Origin of the sequence: Rubrobacter tropicus (assembly GCF_011492945.1) — a bacterium.
Taxonomy (GTDB): Bacteria; Actinomycetota; Rubrobacteria; order Rubrobacterales; family Rubrobacteraceae; genus Rubrobacter_D; species Rubrobacter_D tropicus.
In genome coordinates, this window is record NZ_CP045119.1 from 3,701,994 (window position 1) to 3,728,217 (window position 26,224).

General features: G+C 63.9%; 25 protein-coding genes. 1 reads left to right on the forward strand and 24 read right to left on the reverse strand.

Annotated features, from left to right (window positions below; genetic code table 11):
* Positions 1-45: 45 nt before the first annotated feature.
* The 23 genes from GBA63_RS18495 to GBA63_RS18605 all read right to left on the reverse strand — a co-directional run bounded on the left by GBA63_RS18495 (position 46) and on the right by GBA63_RS18605 (position 24,815).
* Positions 46-2,559: a hypothetical protein gene (locus GBA63_RS18495; RefSeq protein ID WP_166178470.1), complete on the reverse strand. Its 2,514-nt coding sequence runs from the start codon at positions 2,557-2,559 to the stop codon at positions 46-48.
* Positions 2,560-2,725: 166 nt separating this feature from the next.
* A complete protein-coding gene (locus tag GBA63_RS18500) occupies positions 2,726-3,646 on the reverse strand; it encodes a sulfotransferase family protein (protein WP_207956906.1) in 921 nt (306 codons plus the stop codon).
* Positions 3,647-3,844: 198 nt separating this feature from the next.
* Complete coding sequence (locus GBA63_RS18505; RefSeq protein WP_166178472.1) at positions 3,845-4,795, reverse strand: sulfotransferase family protein; 951 nt, start codon at positions 4,793-4,795, stop codon at positions 3,845-3,847.
* Positions 4,796-4,943: 148 nt separating this feature from the next.
* Positions 4,944-5,888, reverse strand: a complete 945-nt coding sequence (gene fcl / locus GBA63_RS18510) for a GDP-L-fucose synthase (RefSeq protein ID WP_166178474.1) — start codon at positions 5,886-5,888, stop codon at positions 4,944-4,946.
* Positions 5,885-6,934 carry a GDP-mannose 4,6-dehydratase gene (gmd, locus tag GBA63_RS18515; RefSeq protein ID WP_166178476.1) on the reverse strand — a complete coding sequence of 350 codons (1,050 nt, stop codon included), beginning with the start codon at positions 6,932-6,934 and terminating at the stop codon, positions 5,885-5,887. The genes fcl and gmd overlap by 4 nt, the downstream gene beginning before the upstream one ends.
* A 91-nt stretch (positions 6,935-7,025) precedes the next feature.
* On the reverse strand, positions 7,026-8,006 hold the full coding sequence (locus tag GBA63_RS18520; RefSeq protein WP_166178478.1) for a sulfotransferase family protein: 981 nt from the start codon (positions 8,004-8,006) through the stop codon (positions 7,026-7,028).
* Positions 8,003-8,830, reverse strand: a complete 828-nt coding sequence (locus tag GBA63_RS18525) for a WecB/TagA/CpsF family glycosyltransferase (protein WP_207956907.1) — start codon at positions 8,828-8,830, stop codon at positions 8,003-8,005. Before GBA63_RS18525 ends, GBA63_RS18520 begins: the two co-directional genes overlap by 4 nt.
* Before the next feature lie 185 nt (positions 8,831-9,015).
* The gene (locus GBA63_RS18530; RefSeq protein ID WP_207956908.1) at positions 9,016-10,209 is read right to left on the reverse strand and encodes a glycosyltransferase family 4 protein; all 1,194 of its coding nucleotides are present in this window, start codon (positions 10,207-10,209) and stop codon (positions 9,016-9,018) included.
* Positions 10,127-11,584 (reverse strand): O-antigen ligase family protein, encoded by a 1,458-nt coding sequence (locus GBA63_RS18535; protein WP_166178482.1) that lies wholly within the window; start codon positions 11,582-11,584, stop codon positions 10,127-10,129. The genes GBA63_RS18530 and GBA63_RS18535 overlap by 83 nt, the downstream gene beginning before the upstream one ends.
* Before the next feature lie 173 nt (positions 11,585-11,757).
* The gene (locus GBA63_RS18540) at positions 11,758-12,507 is read right to left on the reverse strand and encodes a hypothetical protein (protein ID WP_166178484.1); all 750 of its coding nucleotides are present in this window, start codon (positions 12,505-12,507) and stop codon (positions 11,758-11,760) included.
* Positions 12,508-12,672: 165 nt separating this feature from the next.
* Positions 12,673-13,710, reverse strand: coding sequence for a phosphotransferase family protein (locus tag GBA63_RS18545; protein WP_166178486.1), 1,038 nt, complete (start codon positions 13,708-13,710; stop codon positions 12,673-12,675).
* On the reverse strand, positions 13,700-14,956 hold the full coding sequence (locus GBA63_RS18550) for an MATE family efflux transporter (protein WP_166178488.1): 1,257 nt from the start codon (positions 14,954-14,956) through the stop codon (positions 13,700-13,702). Before GBA63_RS18550 ends, GBA63_RS18545 begins: the two co-directional genes overlap by 11 nt.
* A gap of 207 nt (positions 14,957-15,163) precedes the next feature.
* Positions 15,164-15,880 (reverse strand): CpsD/CapB family tyrosine-protein kinase, encoded by a 717-nt coding sequence (locus GBA63_RS18555; RefSeq protein WP_166178490.1) that lies wholly within the window; start codon positions 15,878-15,880, stop codon positions 15,164-15,166.
* On the reverse strand, positions 15,881-16,660 hold the full coding sequence (locus GBA63_RS18560) for a YveK family protein (RefSeq protein ID WP_228282620.1): 780 nt from the start codon (positions 16,658-16,660) through the stop codon (positions 15,881-15,883).
* 241 nt (positions 16,661-16,901) lie between these two features.
* Entirely contained in the window at positions 16,902-18,917 is a 2,016-nt protein-coding gene (locus GBA63_RS18565; RefSeq protein WP_166178493.1) for an O-antigen ligase family protein, read from the reverse strand.
* 22 nt (positions 18,918-18,939) lie between these two features.
* Positions 18,940-19,212, reverse strand: coding sequence for a hypothetical protein (locus tag GBA63_RS18570; RefSeq protein ID WP_166178495.1), 273 nt, complete (start codon positions 19,210-19,212; stop codon positions 18,940-18,942).
* 164 nt (positions 19,213-19,376) lie between these two features.
* A complete protein-coding gene (locus GBA63_RS18575; protein ID WP_166178497.1) occupies positions 19,377-21,236 on the reverse strand; it encodes an ABC transporter ATP-binding protein in 1,860 nt (619 codons plus the stop codon).
* Complete coding sequence (locus tag GBA63_RS18580; RefSeq protein ID WP_166178499.1) at positions 21,233-22,399, reverse strand: nucleotidyltransferase domain-containing protein; 1,167 nt, start codon at positions 22,397-22,399, stop codon at positions 21,233-21,235. Before GBA63_RS18580 ends, GBA63_RS18575 begins: the two co-directional genes overlap by 4 nt.
* 10 nt (positions 22,400-22,409) lie before the next feature.
* Positions 22,410-23,186 carry an HPr kinase/phosphorylase gene (locus GBA63_RS18585; RefSeq protein WP_166178501.1) on the reverse strand — a complete coding sequence of 259 codons (777 nt, stop codon included), beginning with the start codon at positions 23,184-23,186 and terminating at the stop codon, positions 22,410-22,412.
* A 240-nt stretch (positions 23,187-23,426) separates the two neighbouring features.
* A complete protein-coding gene (locus GBA63_RS18590; protein WP_166178503.1) occupies positions 23,427-23,618 on the reverse strand; it encodes a lasso peptide in 192 nt (63 codons plus the stop codon).
* Between the two features lie 114 nt (positions 23,619-23,732).
* Positions 23,733-24,149 (reverse strand): lasso peptide biosynthesis B2 protein, encoded by a 417-nt coding sequence (locus GBA63_RS18595; RefSeq protein ID WP_166178505.1) that lies wholly within the window; start codon positions 24,147-24,149, stop codon positions 23,733-23,735.
* A 10-nt stretch (positions 24,150-24,159) separates the two neighbouring features.
* Entirely contained in the window at positions 24,160-24,432 is a 273-nt protein-coding gene (locus GBA63_RS18600; protein WP_207956909.1) for a PqqD family peptide modification chaperone, read from the reverse strand.
* Between the two features lie 101 nt (positions 24,433-24,533).
* Positions 24,534-24,815: an LPXTG cell wall anchor domain-containing protein gene (locus GBA63_RS18605; RefSeq protein WP_166178509.1), complete on the reverse strand. Its 282-nt coding sequence runs from the start codon at positions 24,813-24,815 to the stop codon at positions 24,534-24,536.
* Positions 24,816-25,161: 346 nt separating this feature from the next.
* Between GBA63_RS18605 and GBA63_RS18610 the strand changes: the two genes are divergently transcribed.
* Positions 25,162-25,530 carry a hypothetical protein gene (locus GBA63_RS18610; RefSeq protein ID WP_166178511.1) on the forward strand — a complete coding sequence of 123 codons (369 nt, stop codon included), beginning with the start codon at positions 25,162-25,164 and terminating at the stop codon, positions 25,528-25,530.
* A 189-nt stretch (positions 25,531-25,719) separates the two neighbouring features.
* Here GBA63_RS18610 and GBA63_RS18615 read toward each other — a convergent pair whose 3' ends face one another.
* Entirely contained in the window at positions 25,720-26,178 is a 459-nt protein-coding gene (locus GBA63_RS18615; RefSeq protein WP_166178513.1) for a hypothetical protein, read from the reverse strand.
* Positions 26,179-26,224 lie beyond the last annotated feature (46 nt).

The window sequence follows — 26,224 nt, forward strand, 5'->3', positions numbered from 1 at the left end:
GAGGCCTGATCGAGTGACCGTCCTGGACGGAGCGTGCGCGGTTCGTTACGGGACGGTCTTATTCGCCGAAAACTCCGAAGTGTTGCCCGTCGTGTCAGTCGCGGTCGCGGTTACGCGGTCTCCGCTTGCGACCCCGGTCACCGGCACCGAAAACGTACCGTCAGGGCCGGCGACGGACGAGCCGATGAACGTCTTGCCCTCGCCGTAGGGGCCCGTGGCTGAATCCGCGATAAAGACCTCGACGGTACATCCCACACAAGCCGTCCCCGTAACCGCAAGAGGCGTGGCCGTCTCTATTACAGGGAAGTTCAGCTGCTCGTTGGCGTCGCCGTCGACGTCGCCCGGGTCGTTGGGAGTATCTCTGCCAAGGGTCGGGAGGTCGATCCCGAGCCCTGCGTTGCCGAAGATTGAGTTGCGTGTGATCGTGTTCCTGTCGCTGTCCGCACCGAAGATGCGCACGCCATTTACCCCGTTGTTCGCGACGACATTATCCGGCCCGACGTACGAGTCCGAGGAGTTGGTGCCGTTGATGCCGTCGATCTGCACGCCCGAGAGGGCGTTCGGTATAGCAGTGCCATCACGCGCGATGCCGATGCGGTTTCCGTGTATCCGGGTACTCTTGGAGTTCTTCGTGACCAGGATCCCCCCCTTCGTGGTGCTGTTCCCGATCACGTTGTCGGCGACCACGTTGTCGACGGGCCTATCCTCGACCTGCACGTTCCAACCCTCGTGGGAAGCGTAGTCCGGGGCAGCGTTGCCGGAAAGATCGGTGCCGATAAAGTTCCCGACGACCCTGTTTCCCGTCACGGCCACGCCGTGGGAGAGCTCGATGCCCTCCAGGCGGTTGCCGGAGATCACGTTGCGTTCGTACTGCTGGGTGCCTCCGATCTGGTTCTGGGCCGCGCTCAGGTTCAGGTCTACGCCGATCTTGAAGTTGGCCAACCGCTTGTTCCCAGCTGGTCCGAGGCCGATTATGTTGTTGACCACGCGGTTGGAGTTCGAGTTGGCGAAGAACGATATGCCCCTGCGGGAGTTTCCCGAGATAACGTTGCGGCCCTCGGGCGAAGCGACACCGATCGTGTTGCCGCTCGCGCCGTTCTGCACCCTGACGCCCTCCCCGTCGTCGACGAACGCCGCAGCGGAGAAGGTGGCGGCGGCGTTCGTCCCGACGAAATTGCCGGCGACCGTGTTGCTGCTGGCGTTGCCGCCGTACAGCCATATGGCCCTTCGCACCTTGAAGACAGAGAGACCGCGTACTTCGTTCCCGGGGGAGGTCATCGTGAGACCGTACACGCCCTCAGGAAACGCCTGGGAAGCGGTGATCTGCACCCGAATCTTGGCGTTGCTCGCCAGAGGGGCCGTGTTGGGCGACGACCCCGGCTGGGAATAGCCGTTGATCGTGGTCGGCCCGGTCTCGTCGCTGATAGTTGGCAGCGTGCTGCCTATCTGGATGCTCTTGACGCCCGTGCCGGGTATGTCGAAAGCTATCGTATCCGGTCCAGGGTGGAGGTTCGTCTCCTGAATGGCGGCCCGTAGGGTACAGCCGCCGTCGGCGGCGGCGCAGGTCCCGTCCCCGACGTCAGCGTCGACCCCGTCGCCCGTCGAGCTCACCGTGAACGTCGACACCTCCTGCGCCAGCGCCGGTCGCGGGGATAACCATTCGAAAAGCGAGGAGAGCGGGGCGATCAACGAGCTAGCCGACGACCTTCCAGCCCCCAGGTCCGCTGCAAATCCCGTCTCCGCCCCGTCGCCGTCGTAATCTGCGGCGATCGTCTGGAGGTCCGCAACATCGACGCAGCCGTCGCGGTTCACATCCCGGCTACGATCTTCCACGGAGCCACAGGCGCCGCCGGCCTCGCGCAGCGCCGTCCAGTCGAGCGCCACCTCCATGGCGTCGGCGTACGTGACCCGTCCGTCTTCGGTCAGGTCGGAGGACCGAGGAGAAGGCACCGGCTCCCTCGAGCCTTGCGACACGACGTCCGGCGCGGGGTAAGAAGGGCCCGCGTTCCGGGGGCCGACTCGGACAACTACGCTCTTGTCTGCCGCGCGGACGCGCAACAGATTGCCGGTCGCGTCGACGAACTTCGTCTCGGCCAACTCGAACTCCAGAACACCCGTCCGGTTCGGGACCATGGTGACGGCGAAGGGTTCGACAGCGCCCCCCACGCCACGGGCGGCCTCCGGGGGCTCGTCCGACCGCGTGCATTCCCCCGTCGGACACGAGAACGCGCCGATGGAGATGCCCCAAGGCTGCTCTACCGGGCCCAGCGACTCGACATCGCGGCCGCTGCGGGAGAGATTCCCGTTTGTTTGAGAGAATCCAACGAGGTTCGCGGCCTGACGGTCGAAGACCAGGTTGGTTTCGTAGCCGCCGAGGTTGGTCGCGTTCTCTACGCTCAGCATGATCTTGATCGGTTGCCCGACGTCCACTCGTTCGGGGGCCGAGATGCGGAAGGATGGTCCGGGATCGGCCCGGGCAGACCGGGTCACATCAGGTATCCCCGCGCACAACGCGAGCAAGACCGTTCCCACGACCAACAGGTGAATCGTACGTACCATCATCGCCTCCCCGCAGCCTTGCTATACGGCTCGCACGTTGCTACTAACCTGAGCATGACGCCACAATTTCATAGTATGTTTGTTACGAAACACCGGCGCATATGCCAGCTGGCACATCTTCGCCAGACAACGCCGACCCGGGCGGGCGAGGGGATACGAAGATCGCTTACAGAGGCTGTCCCGCGATCCAGACCGAGAGATCTCGCCCTATAAGATCCTGTAGGGCGCGAATGTCTTTCTTGTAGCTTTGGAGCAATTCTGCGTAGGTCTCCCTGTCAGGGCGAGGCTTCTCGAGCAACCGCTGGTTGAGCCTCTGGCTCAACCCGTAGCGCACCTCTCCGGGCACGAGGGCTTTCATTGCCGACCTCAGCGGGTTGGGCTGCAGGAGCAGCTTTCCCAGGAGTCGATTTTTCGGGATCCCGGTGGCGTTGGGCCGCAACGAAGTATCGACCACGAAGTCTGGGTCCACCCCCAGAAACACGTAGATGTCTTTGAGGAAGCCCATCGGATTCGCCAGCAGGTCGTCGTACAGGTAGACGCGTACCTGCTCGCGCGGGAACACATCGAAGAAGCGCCCGACCTGGGCCGCGTAGAAGCCGGTCCGCTGGTAGTGCCAGATAAACTCCCACCCTTGCTCGATCCGCTCCTCCTCGGCGAGCAGCCCTTCTTTGAACGTCAAGTGCTCGCGTCCATCCCTTGCCACGTGCAGGTAGCTCGAGAAGGCCCTCTCGGCGGGGTTCCGGAGCACGATGATGAGCTTCGCATCCGGAATGTGCCGATGGATGTTCTCCGCGGATCGGGCGGAGTACAAGTACCAGGGAGAGGCCTCGCCTATGGCCCCCTCACCGCACACTCCGGCGAACTGCTCCTTGTACGCCTCAAGGTCCGTGATAGCGGTTTCGGAGATCTTCTCGTCGCCGGGGCCTTTGAAATGGATGTTCTGTCCCTCAAAGGCAAAGAAGTTCGTCTCCTTGGTCGGGCCCATGTACACCTGAGGATGCTGCTTCAAGTAATGGTACAACGCGGTCGTTCCCGACTTGGCCGCGCCTACTACCAGGAAGTTCGGAAGCGTCATTTCGCCGCCCACGCGTCACGCGTGGTGGAGGGTAAGGGTTCGACCCCCTCCGGTGTCAACAGGGATAGCCCTTCTCTCGAAACCCGCTTTATCGGTTTACAGAGCATGGCGTGGAGTATAGATTTCGGGTAGATGCGGCGCATGGGTCAAGCAGCATATTCTTTGCAATCAAACGGCCACATATCCGGGCCGAACGTGAACCCGTCCGGGCTACCTCAGCCAGGTCGAGAGGTCCCTCTCGATAAGGTCTTCCAGCTTGATGATGTCTTCCCGAAAGTACTCGGCTGTCATCCGCCCACGCGCCTCCGCCGACAACCGGGGCTCCGTAAGGTTTTTGTTGTGCAACCCGCCGCCCACGCGCAGCAGGCCCCGGTAGTGCTTCTCGGGTACCAGGCGTTTGATAATCGGCCTGGCTCGGCGCAACCCCTGCAGGGTGAGGTGCAAGGTCTTATTCTTCGCGACTCCCGAAGCGTTGTACCGGATGCTCGTGTCCGGAACGAACGTAGAGTCCACGTCCAGGAACTCGAAGGCGTCCCGCAGCACCTGCACGGGGTCGGCCCGAAAATCGTCGTAGAGATAGACTTTGATCTGATCCCGTTCGAAGAGATCGAAGTAACGTCTCAGTTGGTCGTAGTAGAGGCCCATTCGGGTATAGTGGAAATCGGGCCACCATCCCTCCTCGATGCGCGCTGCCTCTTCTTTGAGCGCCTCGAAAAAGTTCTCTGACGGCTCACGGCCGTCCCGAACCATTTGGCTGTAGTGTGAGAATGCCCTCTCCACCGGATTACGCAATATGGCGATCAACCTTACGTCGGGCGCGTAGCTCTTTATCCGCCCGGCGGCCTCCGGAACGTAGAGGTAAGAGTGGGAGGCTTCGCCGATGGCCGTCTCTTCTTCGGCCCCCACGAAGAGCGCGTGGTAAGTGGCAGCGTCGGCTATAGCGTAGGAGATGTACTGGTCGTTTATGGGACCAGGACCGCGAAATACCGGGTTGGCAGTCTGGAAGGAGAAGAACCTGGTGTGTTTTTTGGGGCTCATATAGATTTGCGGGTGTTGCCTGAAATAGTTCCAGAGCGCGGTAGTCCCGGACTTTGCCGCTCCTATAACAATAAAGTTCGGCCTCTTGACCGTCCGGGTGGTTGTGTCCCGCTCTTCCTTCACGATCTTGCTCCTACTCCAGACTGCACCCTAACCCGAGTGCCGCGCGGTCACTCGCTGGCACCAGGAACTCGACACGAGCTGAAAACCGTCCGCCCGCGTGTAACCGTCGAGCTGCGTACCTGGACGTTTTCGTCCCGCGCGGGGCCGGTCAGGCTCCGGCCCGCGTCAGGGACGCCTCGCGAAACCAGGCGTAGGTCTTCTCTATGCCTTCTCTCAGCGGCGTTCTCGCTTTCCACCCCAGCTTGTGAAGCCTGCCTACGTCGAGCAGCTTTCGCGGGGTCCCGTCCGGCTTCGCAGGGTCGTAAGAGATTAGGCCCTGATAACCTACTACCTCTCTCACCAACTCGGCCAACTCTGAGATGGCCACGTCTCTTCCCACCCCGACGTTGACGACCTCGCCCGAAGAGTAGTTGCGCATAAGGTAGACACAAGCATCGGCGAGGTCGTCGACGTGTAGAAACTCTCGTCGGGGCTTGCCCGAACCCCACACGGTCACGGACGGATCTTCGCGTTCTTTGGCCTCATGAAACTTGCGGATAAGCGCCGGCAACACGTGGCTGGTCGCGAGGTCGAAGTTGTCCCCGGGCCCGTAAAGGTTCGTTGGCATGGCGCTTATAAAGTTTGCCCCGTACTGCTCCCTGTAAGCCTGGCAAAGCTTTATGCCCGCTATCTTTGCGACGGCGTAGGGCTCGTTGGTAGGCTCGAGTTCTCCCGTCAGCAGGTGTTCCTCTTTCATGGGCTGGGGGGCGAACTTGGGATAGATGCACGAACTCCCGAGAAAGAGAAGCTTCTCGACGCCGTACCTGTGGGCGGCGCCCACGACGGCGAGCTCTATTGCCAGGTTCTCCCTCAGAAAGTCTGCCGGGTAGGTGGCGTTGGCCAGGATGCCCCCCACCTTGGCGGCGGCCACAAACACGTACTCGGGCCTCACCGATTCGAAGAACTCGTCGACCGCCTTCGCGTCCGTCAGGTCGAGCTCTACCCGGTCCCGGGTGACCACGTTCTCAGCCCCCTCGGCAAGCAAGCGCCGGACGAGCGCCGATCCCACCAGCCCCCGGTGACCGGCGACAAAGATCTTGCTGTCTCGGTTCATAGTGTCGCCATACCCCGAGACGCGAAGAGGTGCCCGGCCTCCTTCAGGGTTCTTTCCTGGAGGGCGAGCTCGAAGTCGTGGTCCGTCATGCGCCGGACGAGCTCGTCGAACCCTACCCGGGGGCTCCACCCCAGCACCGTCTGCGCCTTGGTGGGATTACCCTGCAGCACCTCCACTTCGGTCGGACGGAAGTAGCGAGGGTCGACCTCGACGTACCGTTCCCAGTCGAGTTCCAGATGCCCGAAAACCCGCGCCACGAAGTCGCGCACCGGGTAGGTCTCCCCAGTGGCTACTACGTAGTCGCCGGGTTCCTCCTGCTGGAGCATCAACCACATCGCCTCGACGTAGTCGTTGGCGTGTCCCCAGTCGCGCTTGGCATCGAGGTTGCCCAGGTACAGCTTGTCCTGCAGACCCAGCTTGATGCGCGTGGCGGCACGCGTGATCTTACGCGTGACGAAGGTCTCTCCCCGGCGCTCCGACTCGTGGTTGAAGAGTATGCCGTTGGCCGCGAACAGGCCGTAGGCCTCCCGGTAGTTGACGGTCGCCCAGTAGGCGTACACCTTTGCGGCGGCGTAGGGGCTGCGCGGGTGGAAAGGCGTCGCCTCCGACTGAAGCGGTGGCGCGGCTCCGAACATCTCGGAGGTGCCGGCCTGGTAGAACTTCATCTCCTTGTCGGAGAGGGTCGATATATCGCGTATGGCTTCGAGCAGCCTCAGCGCCCCCATGGCGTCCACGTCGCCGGTGTACTCCGGCTGTTCAAAGGAGACCTTGACGTGCGACTGGGCGCCGAGGTTGTAGACTTCGTCGGGCATCACCTGCTGGAGAATTCGCCTGAGCCCCGTCCCGTCAGCCAGATCCCCGTAGTGCAAAAACATGCGGGCCTCCGGGTCGTGGGGATCTCTGTAAAGGTGATCTATCCGATCCGTATTGAAACCCGAGGCCCGACGAACCAGACCGTGGACCTCGTAGTCTCTTTGCAGAAGCAACTCTGCCAGGTAAGAACCGTCCTGCCCGGTGATGCCGACGATGAGTGCCCTCTTAGTCAACCGACTTTCCTTTCTCTCTAGCGAACCGGCCGGCACGACCTGTTCTTACGCCGCCCGCAGGTGAGCCTTTCGAGGTCTCCCCTGACAACTCTCACGATCCCCTGAACTTCTTGGTCCCTGTCTCGTAGGCTGGTTTCTTCCGGCCGTGCAGCCATACGGAGAGGTCCCGTCCGGTAAGCTCCTCCAGCTTGAGGATGTCCTCCTCGTACCCGTCGAGCAACTCGGCTCGTATCTCGGGGTCCATAGCCTCCGGTTTGGCGAGCATCAGACCCTGCGCGCGTCGACGCACCCTGGACGCGAACGGGTAGAGGCGCGAGTTGGCCGAGAAGCTCTCCAAAAACGCGGCGGCCACCGCGTCCATGGCTTTGACCGCAGCGCGGGCGGCCCGGCTCTTCGGAACCCCGGACGGATTGTGCTTGCGGGAGGTGTCTGGAACGAAACCGTCGTCTACCCCGAGAAGCCTGAAGACGCCCCGCGCGACGCCGGTCGGGTCGTCCCTCAGATCCTCGTAGAGAAAGATCCCAACCTTCTCCTGTCCGAAAAGCTCGTAGTAAGGTTCCAACTGCGCGTGGTAGAAACCGAGGTTGCGATAGTGAAAAACGTAGCGCCAGCTCTGGCGCCTGCGCTCCTCCTCCGACCTCAGGGCCTCGGAAAAGTGGGCGAGCGGCTCCACCCCCAGCCTGCGGGCGTGCAGAAACGACGAGTAGGCCCGGTCCGCCGGATTGCGCAGGAGCGCTATCACCCTGGCCTGCGACGCGTACTTCTTTATGCGCCCGGCGGTACCGGGCGCGTACATGTACAGGGTGGAAGCCTCGCCGACGGCGCTCTCGCCCGTGACGTTCTCGAACAGCGCCCGGTACTCGTCGAGGTTAGTGAACCTGCTGGCTCGACGACGGGCCGGCCCGCCAAATTCCCGCTCCACGATCTCGTGGTCGGCGTTTATCTCGTGGTTGAAGAAGAAGGGTTCCTTTACCGGGCTCATGTAGACCTGGGGGTGCTGGTTGAGGTAGTGGTACAAAGAGGTGGTGCCCGCCTTCTGCGCACCCACCATGAAGAAGTTCGGCATTGTCATCTGCTTACCTCGTCGGCCTTTCCTGTCGGAATGCCCCCCAGACGTTCCATCCCCCCGAAGCCGTCCCCGCCGCCCCGCCCCTCGCGGTATCCGCGCATCTCACCTCGGCGGTACGCCAGCAGTTGGAGCATGAGCAACCCCAAAAACCTCGGATTGTGTTTGGCGTAGCGTTTCCACAAACGCCTGGGGTCCATCATCAACCTGAAAGCCCACTCCAGCCCCGCCTTTTGCATCCAGCGCGGCGCCTGTCTTACCCGGCCCGTATGGAAGTCGAAGGCCGCCCCAACCCCCAGCATGACCGCGCCGAACTTTCCTCTGTGCTCGGACATCCACCTCTCTTGCCTGGGACAACCTATACCAACCAGGAGGATGCGTGCGCCTGACTCTTGTACCCGCCGCACTACCGCGCGGTCTTCCTCGAAAGTCAAGGGGCGGAAAGGTGGCGCTATCTGGCAGGCCACTCGGGCATTGGGGAAGCGCTGACCTATAACCCGGGTGAAGTCCTCTAGCGACTCGGGGGTGCCGCCGTACAGCCCGACCGGGATACCCTCCCTAGCCGCCCGCTCGATCACGTGCGTCACCAGGTCCGCGCCGCGCACCTGCGAAGCGTTCTCCGCTCCCAGGCCCTTCAACGCCCACACAAGGGGCTTGCCGTCGGGCGTAACCAGGTCGGCCCCGTTCACGACCTTCCTGAACTCTTCCGAGTCACGCGTCTCCATCGTCATGTGAACGTTCGCCACGCAAACGTAGGCGGACCTCCCCTCCGTGGCCCACCGCGCTACGTACTCTGACGTTTCTTCGTAAGATGTGGCATCGACCCTCATGCCCAAGATATTTCTCGAAGCGAGACCCACGCGCATCTCCTCACAAAACAGCGAACTACAGTCTGATTCAGGGACGATGATATTCGGGGTTAGTCTCTTGGCACATCCTCCACCTGGCACATTTTGCATCGGCACTCCCCGTAGGGACCCCGACGTGCCATCCAGTAAGAACGAGCCCCCGAATCCTACGCTTCGGTTTCGGGCCCCGCGACAACCCCCTCGTAAATACCAGACAACGAACGGTAGTTGGCTTCGGCCGTGTACTTAGATTCGAACTCCTTGCGAGCTTCCCTGCGCATCCTGCCGATCTCGACAGGGTGGTTCGTCGCCCACTCCACCTTGCCGGCGAGATCGCCCGGGTCGTGGGCCCTGAATTTGAGCCCGGTGCGGCCGTGGTCTATCAGGGATCTCATGTTGCCGAGATCGCTGGCTATGATCGGAAGGCCCACGGCCAATGCCTCCACGATAACCATGGGGAAGCCCTCGTACCACACGGAGGGGAAGACGAGCGCCGTGGCGTTTTTCATGAGGTCCAGCACCCGGTCTTTCGGCTGTCTACCCAGCCACTCTACTCCTTGAGATCGTCTCACCGCCTCCGCGACCTTCGGTCCCAAGGGCCCATCTCCCACGATTTTGAGACGCACCTTTTCCCCGAGTTGCTTCCGCGCCGCCAGCAACGTCTCCAGGCCCTTCTCCTGGGAAAGACGGCCAACGTACAGAAAGTACGAGCCTTGCCCCCGCCCCACACCGGGGTCTGGCTGTACGAAATTTGGTTTGACCACGATCTTCTCAGCGGGCAACCCCCCCTGGATGAACCTCCCGCGCGAGAAATCGGTGAGGGCCACGTAAGTGTTTACCGTATGCCTCCACGTGCCCAGCATGCGGTGCACACCCAATGCCGTTGCGACGACCGCGCTCGAGGTGCGACTTCCGCGGTAGCAGGCGTGCGCGATCCCAGGCCACGGCAATGTTTTTCCGGAGCAGTCCTCACAGACTCCCCCCTCGCGGAAGAACAGAGCGTTCGGGCAGATCAAACGGTAGTTGTGCAGTGTCTGAACTACCGGCACGCCTTCAGCCCGGGCGGCGTGGTACGCCGCCGGAGATATTAGCGGAAAGGTATTGTGAAAGTGGGCCACCTGGGGACGCTCGCTTCGGATGAGGGCTCGTATCTCCCGATAAACCGGTCCGTTCCACACCGTGGCCCCCACAACCGCGAGGCGCCCCATGTCGGAGATCTGGTCGTTGTGCAAGGTGTAGCGGGAGACCGCGTGTCCCCGGGCTTCGAGGAGTGAGCCCTCATCTGTAAACACCTGATCTTCGCCGCCGGGCTGCTGGTACAGGTTGTGCAACAACATCACCCGCGTGGGTCGTTCCGACAACTTGCCTCCTCATCACGCTTATAAAAACGAGAACCAAACCGAAGGTGAGGACGTGCCAGGACCAGACGAGGTCCACAGCGAAGAACGAACGCACGCACAAGATCGTCAAGACGCCCAAGCTCTCGAACCAGAGCAAGCGCGCAAGCTTATGCCTCACGACGTAAGGGTAGAGCCTGATCAACCAAAACCACGTTGCGGCCAGCGCCAGCGAGAACAGAAGCAGCCCCACGATCCCCGTATCCAAGGCCACCTCGACCCAGGTGCTGTGCACGGTGGAGACGTCTTCACCCAACGCATCCTGCAGTACGTAACGTCCGCCGACGTTGGCCCCGTAACCACCCAGAGGACTGTTTCCCAGCGCCTCGATACTCGATCGCCAGTAATCGACTCTTCCGGTCAGGGAAGCCAGGTTCTCATCGGTCTGGTTTCTCTGCATGAACGCGTATATCAAATGACTGTATCGGGTGAGGAATGCCACGCCCATCAGGCCGCCTGAGAGGAGCAAGAGGCCAAAGCGGCGGCCAGCGACCAAGACAACGATCACGGCCACACAGAGGGCTAGTATCGGAGAGCGACTCTGCGTCAGCACCATGGTAACCAAAGAGACCGCCAGTAACGATCCGTAGAGTACCTTGGAGCCGGGCCAAAAGAGCAACCTCACGATGGCGACGATCCCCATTACAGCGCCGATGTGGCCCACCGAGTTCGCCGCGATCGCCGGCAGGGCCCCCTGTATCCAAAAGCCCAGTATCCCCTCTCGATAGCCTGACATAATGGCGTACTCGGGCCACACAAGCATGCCCAGGTATACGCTGGCGATCAACGAGAAGATCAGAAACCAACCAAAGTCGAAAACCTTCTTGACCGCGTACGGCTGGGAGCGCGGATCCCTCACGGTCGAGGCGATCAAAGAAACCGTTAGAGCGAAGACGGCCAGCATGGCGCAGTACTCGGAGGCCTTGATCAGCGTACCCGCAGAGGAGACGGACCACAGCGTAGAAAGCAAACCCCACGTGGCGAAGAGGGAGAACAAACCCAGCACGCCCGTCCGCAGGTCCGAGAAGAAAGCGAACCTGTACCTGGCACCGACCGCCAGGAGCAACAGAACGCCGAGAGACAGGAAAGCCAGCCGCACGTAGTTGTCGGCTCCCGCCTCTTCCACGGAGAAGCGTACGTCCCTCGAAAGGTTCCACACGGAGCTGGCGCCGAGCAGGAGCACCCAGACTAGATAGAGCCAGCGAAAGGACAGAACGTGAAAAGGCGGACGGGTAACTTTCCAGCCGACTAGCAACAGCGCCGGTAGTCCGGCGGTCGTAGCGATCGCCCCCAACAATATGAGCGATACGACGTCATCACCCAGGCGCGCCTGCAACACAGAATCCTTTCGGTCGTGATCCGCATCCCCTCGGGGTATGTCCGGTAAGGACCGTACCGGGCAGGACGTACCGGCGCATCGGCCAGGTAGCCTATCTTGGCTGGATCCCTGGAAGACGTCAGCCGACTCCCTACCGTATACGTGTCGGACATTTTGGTTACGCCCTCACGGCCTCACTGCCGCAACAAGTACTCGTAGATAGCCGTGGCCTCGGACAAGAGAGCCTTCCGTCCTGGCGCCCGCAGGGCGGGCTTGATCCTGCTCTTATGCTCAGTCTTGGCCGCAGAGGGGCGTGCGATCCGCGTCTCTGATATCCCTCCCGCGTTGCGCTTCTTGTGCATTTCTTCTATGCGAGAGTAGACCCTGTTCACGTTCTCCTCGGTGTGGGAGAACGTAGAGAAGGAGGTCCCGAATTTCTGGTTTACGCGCTCGAGGATCGCGCCGTAATCCGTCGTTACCTCTTCGAAGGATGCCAGGACGCAAGCGTTGCGGTGCGCGGCCACCGCCTTGTAGAAAGATACGTAGTGCTCTATCGCCCGGTCCATCGGTTGCGGATCCCTTATCAACCACGAAGTGATTGCGTCTTCAGGCTCCCGGATAAGTACGATGGTAGGTATTCGCCACCGTGCGGCGCACACTACTTGTGCTGGGTAGTGTAGGTGGTGGGCTACGCGAAACTCCTCGCGCTGCGCCTGTTTGAAAGCCCATACCGAGAAGGTATTCGCGGATCTCGGGTACCCCTCTATCACCAGGTGCGTGTCCCGGCGGACACAGCGGCGGTCGCGTTTGATCCGGCAAACGGCCGAAAACAGAACGGGGTTGCGGCCCACGAAGCGTTGGAGTTCCCTTTTCGTATCTCTCACGTTTTTCGATGTCGCCGTGCTCGACACGCTGTCGGCGGGCGCTGCATGACCATCCTTCAAGGCGTACCCCCTGGCACCAAGGCTACTACGCGATCTGTTTCTGCGAACATGCTAAGCAGCGGGCCAGCACATCGCACCCGCCGGGTGACACATCTTGCGCCCCGCGAAACTCCCGGAGATCGAGAGCCGCCCGTGGTCGACGCACCGGTGGGAGCCGAGGGGTCGTCAGGCTACCCACGGCTTCCCCTCCCAGATGGCTTTACGCCAAGGCTGAAGGCCGGTGTCAGGCGATTTGCCGTCTTCAACAGATTTCACGTAAGCATCGTAAGCAGCAAGGCGTGTGAGGGCCCGAGCCTCGTTTTCGTTCAAGGTGAGCCGTCCCTGTTGAGACAGGTAGGCGGCGACGTAGCGGCCGGCCGCTTCGGGAGCTCGGCGGCGCAGAAGCCCCAGTACCTGCAGAACGTAGTGGACGAGATCGAGGTAAGGGAAACCTTGTAAGGTGCCGTATTCCCAGTCTATCGCCCGATGTCCCGCTTCACGCCCTTCGAGCAGGTTCCACGGAACAAAATCCCCATGCTGCACCGTGACGGGCCACTCCCTGGATGCCAAGGGTTCAAGCAAATTGTCGAACCCAGGTGTGCTCTTTTCGCGCATGCAGAGCACCCAGGGGTGTCTTTCGAGAGGCACTGGAGGAGACACGAGGAGCGACTCCAGCAGGTTGATCCATCCATCTGAGGGGGTCGGGCGGGGAGAAGGCGGCCTTCCTGCCACGGGGCTCGTCAGCAGGGCCACGCCCCTACCCAGCGGCCCGTACTTCAGCGGCTTGGGACCAACCTTTTCGGGCAACTCCTGTAGCACGGACCATTCCTGACGCATCCTTCTGCGGGCGGCGGCCTTCTCGGCATACTTCACGTAACCTATCACTCGGCCGTTGCCGTCCCAAAGCTGCGCCGTCATGCGTTGAGCGGGGGTGGGCGTTCCAATCAAGATCACCACCGAAGCCAGCGAAGGCACGGCGTCCTGAACGAACGTCCGTAACGGCCACCCAGCGGAGCGGATCGTTCGCGCCTGCATCAATCCCGAGGCGGCATTGAGCCTCAACAAGAGACGATACAACCTTGCCGTCAAACGGGAAGCCGGGTAGAGGGCGCTTTGGTCCCAGCGCTGAAGTGGGCGCTGTGTGGGCAGGTAAAGACGCGGGTTGCGTGGTCCGGGCAATGTGAAGACGCGCGTCTCCGGCGCGAAGAAGAGGCTAAGATCCACTGTCACTGGCTTTTCTACTCGTTGGCGCCGAAAACAGATCTCCACGGGACCGCCGGTGCAAGACGAGCAACATTATGGCCATGGACACCGCGAGGACTATCCGGGAGAAAAGTATGCCGATCCCTGCTCCGGCGATGAGCCAGAGGTACATGCACCACACGCCCAGGGTTCCGCCGACCACAGCATAGACTACATAGACCCGGAAGAGCCATTCCGGCCTCTCGAGCGACCTTATAGCCTGGGAGAGCACTTCGTTCGCGGCCATGGCGATGGGCAGGAGGCCCAACAGCCACAGCAGATCCGCGTGTGCCGCGTACCGTCCCCCGTATGCCAGGTTGATCATGGTTTCGTGAAAGAGACCCAGTAAGACCCAGTACAGAATCGGGGCGATCAAGAGGAGACCGAAGGCGGAACGCACACTGGAACCGAAACTATCCTGTTCCCTGGCCTGCACGAAGGTCGGTAAAAGCAAAGCAGATAGGGCCGTGGTGGCTTGCAGCATGGGCATCAACAAGTTCATGAGCGCCTTGAAGGCCGCGCCCGCCTCCAAACCACCCCAAACGGGCAGAATCAGATAGTAAACGTTGGTGGGTAGCCAGTACAACGCCCGGTTCCCGACAGACCAACGACCGTACTCCCAGTGACTCTTGAGGGCCTCGCCGGTCACCCCACCCCTCAATGGTGGCGCCTTCACGCCGAGACGCACCCCCAACCACAGGCTCACCACGAGGCTGCTTATCGCCATCACGCCGAGCGCGGTCGAAGTGGACAGCCACCCGTAGCGGTACAGCATGAACGCCCCAACCAGCATCATCACCATGTACCATGCCCCTCCCCAGGCCGCCAACTGGGGCTCGAAGCGGGCGTAGCACGCCCGACGCATCATCCAGAGAAGGTGGATGAACGGCTCGGTGAGCGCCAACGCGAAGAAGACGGAAGGGAGAGTGCTGGAGGGATCCCAATAGGCAAAGACCAACCCTGTCACCAACAGAGCCAGGCTCCCGAGAGTGGCGAAGCCGATGTGACCGTAGACGAGGGCGCCGAGGTACTCAGAGACGCACTCTTTGTATCTTCTCGGACTAAAAACGAGCATGGGTTCTGTGAGCGTCGCGGCGTGCAGGCACCCTACGAACGTGAAGACCGCAAAGGCCAACCCGAAGGCACCGTATTCGGTGGGCGGAAGCCAACGGGCCAGGAGTATGTTGAGCGCGAAGTTGGAGGTCGCGAACAATCCTTGATCCGCCACGGCATAGAAACCCTTTTTGAGCCAGCGTTTCGTGGTCCTACCGCTTCCAATCTGCTACGCGACGTTCGCCGCACCTTCGGGCACTAGTCAATCACGACAGGGCACAGCGCATGGCCCGGAGCACCAGCACTTCCGGTACGACGAGCCTGAGAGCTCCGTTCGAAGAGTAACGCTGCGTACGATCATCGGTCTCCCTGCGCAGGCTTATTAGTAACTGTAAGCGGAGTAGAGGCCCTTCTGACCGCCTTTGACATTGTTCATGACCGTTCCGAGCACGCTGGCGCCAACGGCGTCCAGCGTGCGCTTGGCCTTGCGCAGGGAGGCCTTGCGCGTCTTTTGCGCGTCGAGGACCAGCAGAACGCCGTCACCCTGGGTGGCGAGGATAGCCGGGTCGGAGACGGGGGCCGTGGGGGGGGCATCCAAAAGGACGTAGTCGAACTGCTCGCGTGCTTTCTCCAAGAGCTCCGAGAAGCGCTTGGAACCTAGCAACTCCGCGGGCCTACTCGGCAGAGGGCCCACAGTCGCGACCTTGAGGAACGGGACCGGCTCGTGCCAGGTTTCCTGCAGTTCGAGCTCGTTGGCCAGAACGTTTACGACCCCCTTGAAATTGCGCAGCCCGAACACTTGGTGCATCGCCGGCCTGCGAAAATCGCAGTCGATTATCAGCGTGCTCTTGTCCGCCTGCGCCAGTACGACTCCCAGGTTGGCGCACGTGGTGCTCTTGCCTTCTTTCGGGCCTGGGCTTGTCACCACTACAACCTTCGGAGGGTTGTCCACGACCGTGTAGAGGAGGCTGGTGCGCAGGGTACGGTAGTCCTCGGCGGCCATGCCGCCGGGCTCTGCGAGCGTGATCAGGTTCTCCGCAGCGATAGCACTGGCCCCGGTCTCTTTGCCCATCTTGGACTCGGTCTTGGGCTGCTGCATCTAGCTTGCCCCCTTCTTTTTGGGCTTCTTCGGGAGCCTGAACTCCCGAACGGCGGCGAAAGTGGGGACCCCGGAGACCTGCATGGCCTCCTCTGGTGAGCGCCAGCTGTCGTCCAGGTACTCGAGCAGGAAAGCCAGGCCGACGCCCAACATGAGACCCAGCACGAGGGCCAGAAGCCCGTTACGTAAGAGGTTCGGGCTTATGGGAGAAGACGGCACCGCAGCTTTTTCCCAGGTCACCGCAGTGATAGAGTTGGCGCTCGAGCTGACCTCGGAGACCTGTCCCGAAAACTCGTCTCCTATGGTATTGGCGATCTGGCTGGCCCTCTCGGGATCCGAGTCCGTGTAGGAGACCTCGATAACCTGCGTCTCGGCGACCTGCTCCACGCTCATGCCAGCGAGGAATTCGTCGGGGGTCGTCTGCAGATCGAGGTTCTGGATAACCGCGTCCGCCACGGTGCGCGTGTAGGCCAGCTCCGCCATGGACTGGGTGAGTTGCTGCAGGCCTATGACGTCGTTCGATTCGGGGGTCAGCCCCTGCCCCTGGCCGACAAGCACCTTGATGGAGGCCTGGTACATCGGGGTCTGCGTGAGGCCGTAACCCACCGCCGCCCCGACGACCAGGATGGTCATTAGCAGGATGACCCACGCTTTCCTCCAGAGCGTCTCCAGCAGGTCTCTTACGGAGAGGACCTCCTGGCCCCGGGGAGCGTCCGCCGGCCAACCTGCGTCGTGGTCGCCGATCGTCGGGGCGGCGTGTCGCGTGCCGTTGGGCAGCATACCTTCCAAGTCGTCTACACCTCCTGTCTCGCTATGGGCATTCCGGTAAGCGCGGCCGAACCTCCTGCACCAACGCCCAGCTTCTCTGTCCGAAACCCGATCTTGGGGCGATACTATGAAACGCTGGGAAATTCGGCATGGGCCACCCGGCATATCTTGTGCCTGGTTACCCCGGGGGATGCCGGGTGGCCCGTCTCTGGCGGTGACGCGCGGACGGGATCGCCGGGAGGCTCGCGATCACCTAGTTGTCGACCACCGACTCTCCGCCCACGGACCCTCCGTCGACTCGACGCCCCACGTGTCTTTTGAGGTCGTCGTCGAACGGGTTGCGTGCGGCCGCTTCTTGGTAGTACTCGCGTGCTTTGTCTTCTCGCCCCCGCTTCTCGTAGAACCTGGCGGCCAGGACGTACGGCGCGTAGTGACGGGGGTTGAGGTCTATCGCCCGCCCGTAGGCGTCCTCCGCCCCCTCGGCGGCACCCATGCGGGAGGCCAGCTCCGCCTCTCTCTGGGGCAGTCGGGAATCCAGCGGGTCGTATTCCTGTGCGCGCTGCACGGCCGCGAGTTTTGTCTCGAGGCTTCCGGCCGCGTAACTGCGGGAGAGCTGAACGTCCGCCGCGTACAGCGGCGCGACGACGAGCACCGCCAGGGCCGCGATGCCGACCCCGCCCGCGCGCAGCGGCCACCGGAGCGGGTGCGGCGCGAGTTCCAACTTCCAGGGCGCCACCAACATTGCCAGGTAGACGATGGCAGGCAGGGTCACGGCGGGAATCTGCCAGAACCACTCGGCGCCCGAGTGGACGAACCAGTAGGCCACCGCGGCCGTCAGGGCCCCGACCTGCGCCTTGCCCTCCGAGTGGAAGTTCTTGAACCGCTGCCACAGGCCGGCGACCACGCATACGCCCAGAAAGCCGAAGAAGAGGACGCCGCCTACGATACCGCGCTCGGCCAGCACCTCCAATGGCAGGGAGTGCGGCTGGCGCGCGAAACCGCTCGCCCGCTCCCGCTCCTGATAGTAAGTGGCCTCCCAATTCTGCGTGCCGACGCCGAGGACGGGACGCCCGGAGAAGTCTTCCCACGCCACCTGCCACAGGGTGTAGCGTCCTGTGCCGGAGATGCTCAGATAGCGGCTCTGGTCCTCGCCAGCGGTGTCGTTGGTCCTGAACGCCTCCCACTTTTGCTCTGCCACGCTCACGGGCTCCCCAAAGCGTTCGACAAAGACGGTAGCCCCGACCGTGAGCGCCACGAGGCACCCGGCCAGCACGAGCCCGCCGACGACCCGCTTGGCCGCAGCCGGGGGCCTCCACCGCACGTCGATGAGGCCCCAGATGAGGCCGTAGAGCCCCACGCCCGCGGCGCCCAACCAGACGGCCGGGAGCGCCGCGTCGAGCGCCGCCGGGGTGCTCCCTCCGTTCGAAGACACCACGTACACCGCGTTCAGGCCCGGGAATGCGAGGTAGAGCACGCCCGCCACCGGGGCGAGGGCGAGCAGCCCGCGCAGGCGCTGCCCGGAGAGCAAAAAGTAGACCGGCAATGAGGCGGCGAGTGCCACCATCGCCCCGCGCGACTGGGTGAGGACGGCCAGGTTCAGGCCAAGGACCGCGCCGGCGAGGACCGCGCCGCGCAGCACCGGATTTACCCGCCGGGAGCCGCCGAGGTAGACGGCGACCCACAACGAAACCAGCAGGAAGGCGGCCTCGCCATTGTAGTAGCCCACGGTGCCGACCAGCCGATCGTTGAAGAAGGAGGCGTCGGTCCGGGACGGAAGCGCCAGCAGGGTGAGGGCGGCGACGGCGGCCGGTCCGAGCACGGAGGCGGCGAGGACCCACCGCCGGGACGCCCCAAGGGCGACGAGCGCCACCGTCGTCAGGAAGACGAGCAAGTAGAGGTACGTCTGTCCCGCGCCGAGCCAGGCGTCGCCCTTGTTGGGCGACCACAGCACGGAGGCCAGCGTCCAGGCCGTGTAGGCGACAAAGAGCGCGAGCGCGAGGACGCCCCACCGGAGCCTGGCGCCGCCGAAGGGCGCCACCGCCGCCACGAGGAACGCCACCGTCGCCACGACAAACGCGCAGGGCGCCCAGTTCCCCACAAAGTAACCACCGTTCGCGTCGCCCATCCACGCGGCGAGCAGCACGGTCACGACGAGGGCTACGGTAGGGTACAGCCTCTCCTGGTTCTTGGACGCCTGCGTGCTCCTCCTGAACGCCGCGAGGAGGCGGTTTGAAGAGCCCCTGGGTTCCACGATACCGATCCCGAACATACCGGCGCCCTCCGGACGTGCCCTAGCCGCGCCCCGCGCAGCGACGGACGAGGGCTATGCCGGTGCCCGTCACGATCAGGGCGGCACCGACGAACAGGATCAAGGGCCCCCCGGTGTCGGGCAAGACGCTCAACGTGCCGGAGACCCGGCTCGCGTGGTCCATGGTATCGGTGGGCGATCCGTACTGGCCCTCCCGCGACTGCGCTTGCGCCGACGCGGCGAGGACGAGCATCGTGAGGATCGCGAACGCGCACCCCGAGAGCCTGGCACCGAGATGCGACTGGATTGCGCTCATAGGAACCTCCGGTTTGGTCTGTGCACGCGGCGCATCCCGCAATTCGCCTCCCCTTACGCCCATCTTTGCGAAGAGGATAGGTAGGAAGGGTTTGACGTACAAGGGCCACATGGCATATGTTGAGACCGCCCGCTGTGACCGCCCGCGCGGGTTGGCCGTTGCCTTCAGACCGGCGGGCGTCGCAGGGCGTCGAGGGAACCGGGTGCGCGAATACCTTGCGCCTCGCAAAAGGCGGCGAAGCGTCCACCGTCTCCGGCGAGGAGCGCGTCGGGCTCGCCGGACTCGACCAGCTCGCCATTCTCCAGCACGTGGACGACGTCCGCGAACCTCGCCGCCGAGAGGCGGTGGGTTATAAGGAGTATCGTCAGCCGACCGCGGAGCCCCTCCACGGCGTCCAGTACACGCCGCTCGTTCTCGGAGTCGAGGGCGCTGGTCGCCTCGTCGAGGATCAGCAAAGAGGGACGGCGCAGCAGGGCGCGGGCGAGGGCCAGGCGCTGGCGCTCGCCGCCAGAGAGCCGTACCCCCCGGTCCCCAAGCCTCGTCTCCAGGCCGTCCGGCAGACCCGCAACGAACTTCCGGGCGGCAGCCTGATCGAGCGCCCCGACGAGCTCCTCTTCGTTGGCGTCCGGACGGGCCCACAGGAGGTTGGAGCGCACGGTGTCGTTGAACAAGAAGGTCTCCTGGGCTACGTAGCCGATGCGGTCGCGCCAGGAGCCCCGCGCTCCACCCACGAGCGGTCTACCGTCCACCAGCACCGCCCCTTCCGTCGGCGCCAGGAGGCCAGATACGAGGTCGGCCACCGTGCTCTTGCCGGCGCCGGAGGGGCCCACGAGGGCGGCCGTGCTCCCGGCCTCCACGGTAAGGTCGAGGTCCCGCAGCGTCCTACGCCCGTCTTCGTAGCCGAAGCAGACACCTTCGAGCTTCAGGGCGTCCCGAAGCTCCACCGCAGCCGGGGCGTCCGGGCGGGCTTCGGCGGCGGCCCGTAGGCGCCGGCGCATGTCGGCCGTTCTGGCGAAGGCCGGAACCGCGCCCATAAAAGACTGCAGGCTCCCCTGGATGCCGCCGAAGAGCGGGATCATCCGGTTGAAGAGGACGAGCAGGAACAGGAGGCTCGCGGCCGGTAGCTCGAGCAGCTCCAGCGAGACCAGCAGGATGGCGCTCAGGATGGACGCGGAACCCACGCTGAACCAGAAGGCCGCGTCGGCATAGTTGCGGTTGCCGGCCAGGTAGGTTCCCATAGTTCTCTCCGTGAGCGCCGAGAAAATGCTGGCGCTGCGCACCTCCGCGCCGTAGCTCTTGACCGTCTTCATGGCGCCGAGGTGCTCTATCGCGGCGGAGTACAGGTCGCTCGTGGCCTGGGACATCTCCTCCCCGATCCGGCGTGAGGCCCGGGTCTTTTTGCGGAGCAAGAGCAAGAGGGCGGCGCCGCAGAGAAAGACCAGGCCGGTCATCGAAACCGAGATCTTCACGGCCAGCACGACGTACACGGGCACCAGCACGAGGCCGGTCAGTAGCTGCAGGAGGTAGGCGGTGGCCGCGCCGACCCGGTCTAGCTCGGTGGTGAGCGCGTGGGTAAAGTCCGAGGAACGACTGCGCGAGAAGGTGAGCCAGTCGGCGTCTGCTATGGAGCTGTACAGACGACGTCGCAGACGGGCCACGAACTCTTGCTGGAGCCAGAAGTTGGAGGTGGACTGCCACCTGCTCACGAGCGCCACGGCCGTCGTAAGGAGGACGAAGGCGCCAAGCACGGCCGCGGGAGTGGTCTGCAGACCGACCATGCCGAAAGCGGACCGGATCGCGCCGGAGAGCCAGCCCAAGGGCCCCTTCTGCACGTCCAGCCCGACGAGCTGCATGAGCGGGATGAGCAACAACAGTTGCGCCGCCTGGCTGGCGCTCCTGAAGAGCATCAGCGCCAGCGCCAGCGCCACCCTCCAGGACATCATCTCGAGTAGGGTCGTCACGTAGGCGCGGGGGGCGTTCTCCCTCCAGCGCTCGAGCAGCCTGGCCGGCACCTTCGAGATCACGCCCGGCGCTCCATCAACCGGAGCCCCTGCCGGGCCGCCAGGCGAATCGGACGGATCAGGGGGTACAGGGGCACCAGCTTTTCGGGGAGCGGCACGGCTTCCCAGTCCGCGGGGCCCGGCGCCGTGATCCTGCGGATACGGTAACGCAGCCTGTCCCGGTGACGATCCAGGGCCGAAGACTGAAACGCCCGACGTTCGGAACCCTCGGTGCCGCCCTCTCGCACCGCGGACGCGAGGAGGCTTTCGTGCAGGCGATCGTGCGCCCTCGCGGCCAGCACTCTCACTTTCCCGTCGGCATCCGCTGCGCGCCGGATGTTTCCGGGAAGCTCCGCGCCCAGGAGGTCCGAGGCGAGAGAGAGGCCGAGGAGGAGCGCCCTCTTCGCGTTCGAGGCACGGGCTCGCGCCAGGAGGAGCTCGTGGTCGAGTCCGGTGGGGCACTCGAGAAGGCCGGCGACGTCCCGGATCCAGCACAGACGCTCCCACAGGTGGGCCGTCCCGTGGACGCACAGCACCAGGAGCGTGTCCTCCGGGGATAGGGTGCGCACGCCCGGCCCGCCGAAGGGCGCCCGGACGGCGCGTCCCCACATTTCTTCGCAATCGAGCATGAACGAGACGGCGGCTGGGGCGACGGTCCAATGCAGCTCCACCACGGTGCCGTTCTCCCTCGTAAGGGGGTATTCGCGCTCGTAGCGCAGGAGGGCTGCTTCTTGCGCCGGGTCGAGCGTCGACCACGGGCGGTATCCGAGCGCCGCCAACGCCCTCTTAGCCCCGAGGGCGTCCCGCCTGCGGACAAGGACGTCCAGATCCCCGAACTCCCTCAACGACAGGTCGCCGTACGCCGACACCGCGAGAACCGGCCCCTTGTACGGCAGGGCGGTAATACCGTGTCCCTCCAGGACGCCCAGCAGCTTGAGCAGCTCCCCAGCGAGGTAGAGGTTACGCGCGCGGGCCACGCCAAAGTGGGCGCGCAGCCGTTCCAGCACTTCGGGAGGCATGGCCTGCGAGAAGCCGCCGAGACGCGAGTGCAGGAGCGGCGCCACCCCGTGTCCGTAGGCCGCGCGAAGCAGCCGGTCCCAGTTGAGATCCCCGCCGAGCAGGGTCTCGATGCGTCCGGTCGCCCCTGCGGTCGCGCGAACCCCCGCGCACAGGAGCAGAAGTTCCAACTCGGGACTGTCAGCTTGAGTGCGGGCGCTCAAGGTCTTCCTCGATCAGGCGGGCCACCTCGGAGAGTTCGGCCAGGCTCCGGGGCCGCCTCAGATGTCCGAAGGTGACGTTGTTCACGACGTTGGCGCACTGGAAGAAGTGCGGCGACCCGCCGACGGCTATGAGTGCCTCGGAGCCGAAGGTGTGGCGCACCGACTCTACCAGCGCCTGCTGCGGCCCGAGGGGATCGATCCTCGCCCCCCCTTCCCCATCCCCGAGCACGCCGAGGAGGTAGACCCGCCCGAGCGGTAGGGACGATGGCACGAAACCCGCCATGGCCGGGCGGGTGCGTTTCTGGAAGTCCGGGTGCAGGCGCGGCAGATCGTCGGGATCTTCGCCCAGCGACGCCACGGCCTCCGGCCACAGCTTGAGCTGCGGGGCTCCGGGGCTCACTACGGGCGGCCCCGTTTCGTCCGTCCTCACGGCCGTCACATCGTCCGCCACGAGCGGGTGGCCCCTGGCGTGCAGGGCGGCGGCCGTCGTGGACTTGCCCCAACCCTTGGGCCCCAAGAAGGCGACGGCCATCCCGCAAACCGAGACCGCGCTGGCGTGCAGGATGAGGAAACCCCGCTGCTGGAGAAGCACGGACAGAACGGGACCGGAGACGAAGTTTCGGTACACGCGCTCCCCGGCCTCCGGGGCGGGATCGACTACTATCTCGCGCCCGTCCCGCACGAGAAAAGCCCCAACGCCCGCCCAGTAAAGATAAGCCTCCCTGGCGGCCGTGCCAGAGTATCCTTCCTCCACCGCGCGCGCCGGTAGGTCGGCCAAGCGCCCCGGTGCACGAGCACGTCGGCCGTTCCCTCCCGGGTACGAGGCCCGGTAGGGGAAACGGGGAACGAATTCCCAACCCATATGCATTATACGCGTACGTGCTTGGTCCTCCTACGTATAAGCCCCCCGCAGGGCGCGAAGGGTGACCCTTTCAAGAGCTTGCGGGGGACCACGGTCAGCCTGGCGCCGAAGGCGCCGGCCGAGAGGCCGCGATCACGGCCTGTTCTGCGGGTTGTTGCCGGTATTACCGACCTGAGAGCCGAGCCCCGGTGCAACGCAGCCGTCCGACGGGTTGCAGCCCGGGGGTCCCGGCCCGCCGAAGGGCGGGTCGCCGTTCGGAGCCAGGGTTATCTTTTCGACAGAACCGTGCACCGTGAGGCTTGGTGTGGTGTAAGCCTTCTTCATGGTCCACCTCCTTCCCGAAGATCGCCTAGCATTACATCGTCCACTGTATTTTCCCGGGGACCGGGGCGCACCGGCCACATGGCACATTTGGGGCCAACATCCGGGAGGCTAGCGTCAGTTCGCCTCCAGGGTCGCAAGGATCGTGTACCTTTCGATCCCGGTCCCTCCGACGAGCACCTTGCCCCCGCTCTGGACCCAGGCGTGTGCCTCCAGATCAGACCCTCCGCCCCCCACGACGCCGATCAGCACCAGGGCCGGATGGCCCCTACGACCGAGCAGCACCTGGCTTGTCAGGGCCAGGGTAAGGCAGGTACTGAACCGGGAAATGCCACGTCCCGCCGTCTCTACGGCCCACACGACCTTTCCCGGAGGGTACTCCTCATCCCTGACCCGGAACGGCGCCCGCACCAGGCCGCCCGAAAGCCGTCGCACGAGGGCGAACGGCAACAACCAGAGACAGAACTTCGTGACCATGAGCAAGATCGTCGCCTTTACCAGCAGCCTTCGTTCGGCCGCAGGGAGGCTCAACAACCGGCCGACCTTATGGATGGGTAACCTCGACGAGCCCCTCGCTCTCGAGGGCAGAGATAAAGTCGAGCAGATCTCGCTCGCAACGCTTTGCATCGACCTCGTACTCGGCGAGCAGTTCGTCTCGGACCTCTACGATCTTCCTCGGTCTCTGAACGAGATTCCAGATCCGAACCCCCACGGCGTCTAGCCCGTAGTAGGTGCCTCCCTTCAGGTCCAGGATCGCCACCTCGCCCCCGATATCGCTGAAGACCTGGTCTTCGGCCGCCACGACAGCGGAATCCATCGATGCCGTCTTTCGCATACCCCTCGTTTCTGCGGAGGCCGGGCGCGGCGGGCCGCCGCCCCGGAGGCTACCGGCAAGCTCCGGTAAGATACCTGTAGTCTTTACCTATACCCCGCGCGGCGACGGACGAGGGCTATGCCGGTGCCCGTCACGATCAGGGCGGCACCGACGAACAGGATCAAGGGCCCCCCGGTGTCGGGCAAGACGCTCAACGTGCCGGAGACCCGGCTCGCGTGGTCCACGGTATCTGTGGGCGATCCGTACTGGCCCTCCCGCGACTGGGCATATGCGGCCGTGCTCCAAAGTAGCAACAGAGTGGACGCAAGAAAGAGCCCCGCCAAATGGACGGCCTTCAAGCGTGCGAAACGGGTGTTCTCTACCATAGCTGCCTCCGATTTTCTTTGCGCGACCCGACGGGACCCTTTCCGCCTACCCCTATCTTGCTTTTTGCGGCTTTCACCGTGCCTCTTATCCTGAGCACGTTGACGCAAGACCAAAACTATTAAAGGTCCGAAGCCCACGCATGGGCCACCTGGCACATATTCGGGCCGGGAGTTACTCGACACGCGCCTGAACACTCTTCCAGCGGCGCGTTCGGCCCGCCGATGAGCACCCGGAAAAAGCCGGCGGATAATTCCGGACGCCAGGTCGCCAATATGCCGAATGGCACGCGCGTCCTTGCCGGTGTGTTGGTACTTTTGGGCTGTCGTGAGTAGAAGGTCGGCAGAGATGAAGGTATTGGTCGTCCTGGAAGATGAGTTCCGCGCCTACCGAGAGGTGCTAGCGGCCGGGGTTCAGGCCTTGCGTCCCGGCGCCCGGGTCTCCACGACCGTGCCCTCCAGTCTGGACGACGAGATGGCCCGCTTCGACCCGCAGGTGGTTATATCCAGCATCCCGGGCACCACGAGGCCAGGGAGCGTGATCACCTGGATAGAGTTGCCTACGGACCCCTCCCGGCCAACGGTCGTGAGCTTTGGTGGACGCAGTTTCGAGCGAACCAACCCGACTCTGGACGCGCTGCTGCAGATCGTCGACGAGGCCGAGGAGAAGTGCAAGCTCAACGGGCAGCCGGCGAACGGCGACGCGTTCGCCGGCTAAACCGGGGGATACAGACCTGGTTCCCGACCGCTTCTTACGAGCGCGCCGGGTGCAGGCGGAGGCGACTCGGGGCGTCGGGTCTCGCAGGTACGCTGCTTCGGTAAACCCCTTCTCCCGGATGGCGGGGCTGCGCCTCTCTTCCACCGACTGCTGAACGACCGCCGCAAAGCGCGCCTCCGCTGTGGCCGGTCACTCGTTCTCTTGCGAGTACGGTGACGTACGGTGATCTCGACCGTTTACGATTCTTGTGGCCTGGGACGGTTGCCGCCGCCCCGAAGCTGCCTGCTCGCGGAGAAGGGCGTTGTCTATCTCGCGCTCCAGGTCCTTCGTACGGCAGGGCCAAGGGATGAGGACACGCCCCCTTCCGGGCCGGGAGATGGTGGCGGACACGAGCTCCAGGATGGGGAGGCCGCCTTCGCGGCACGCCGCCTCGACCGAGGATAGGACGGCGCCCCGGTCCCACTCGTCAAGGCCGGGCGCCAGCAACACGAGGCGGACCCCCCGAAGGGTTCGTCCGGCGTCGAAGGTGCGTAGTGCCTCGAACCTCGCGTCGTACCCCGAGCCGCAGAGCAACAACTCCAAGGCGTTGCCGACGATGGAGTCCTCACCCAGGACGGCCACCGTCGGGGCGGCAGTTTCCACCGTCACCCTACTCTTTCGAGCCAGCACAACGCTTCTCCATCACGTGGGAGAA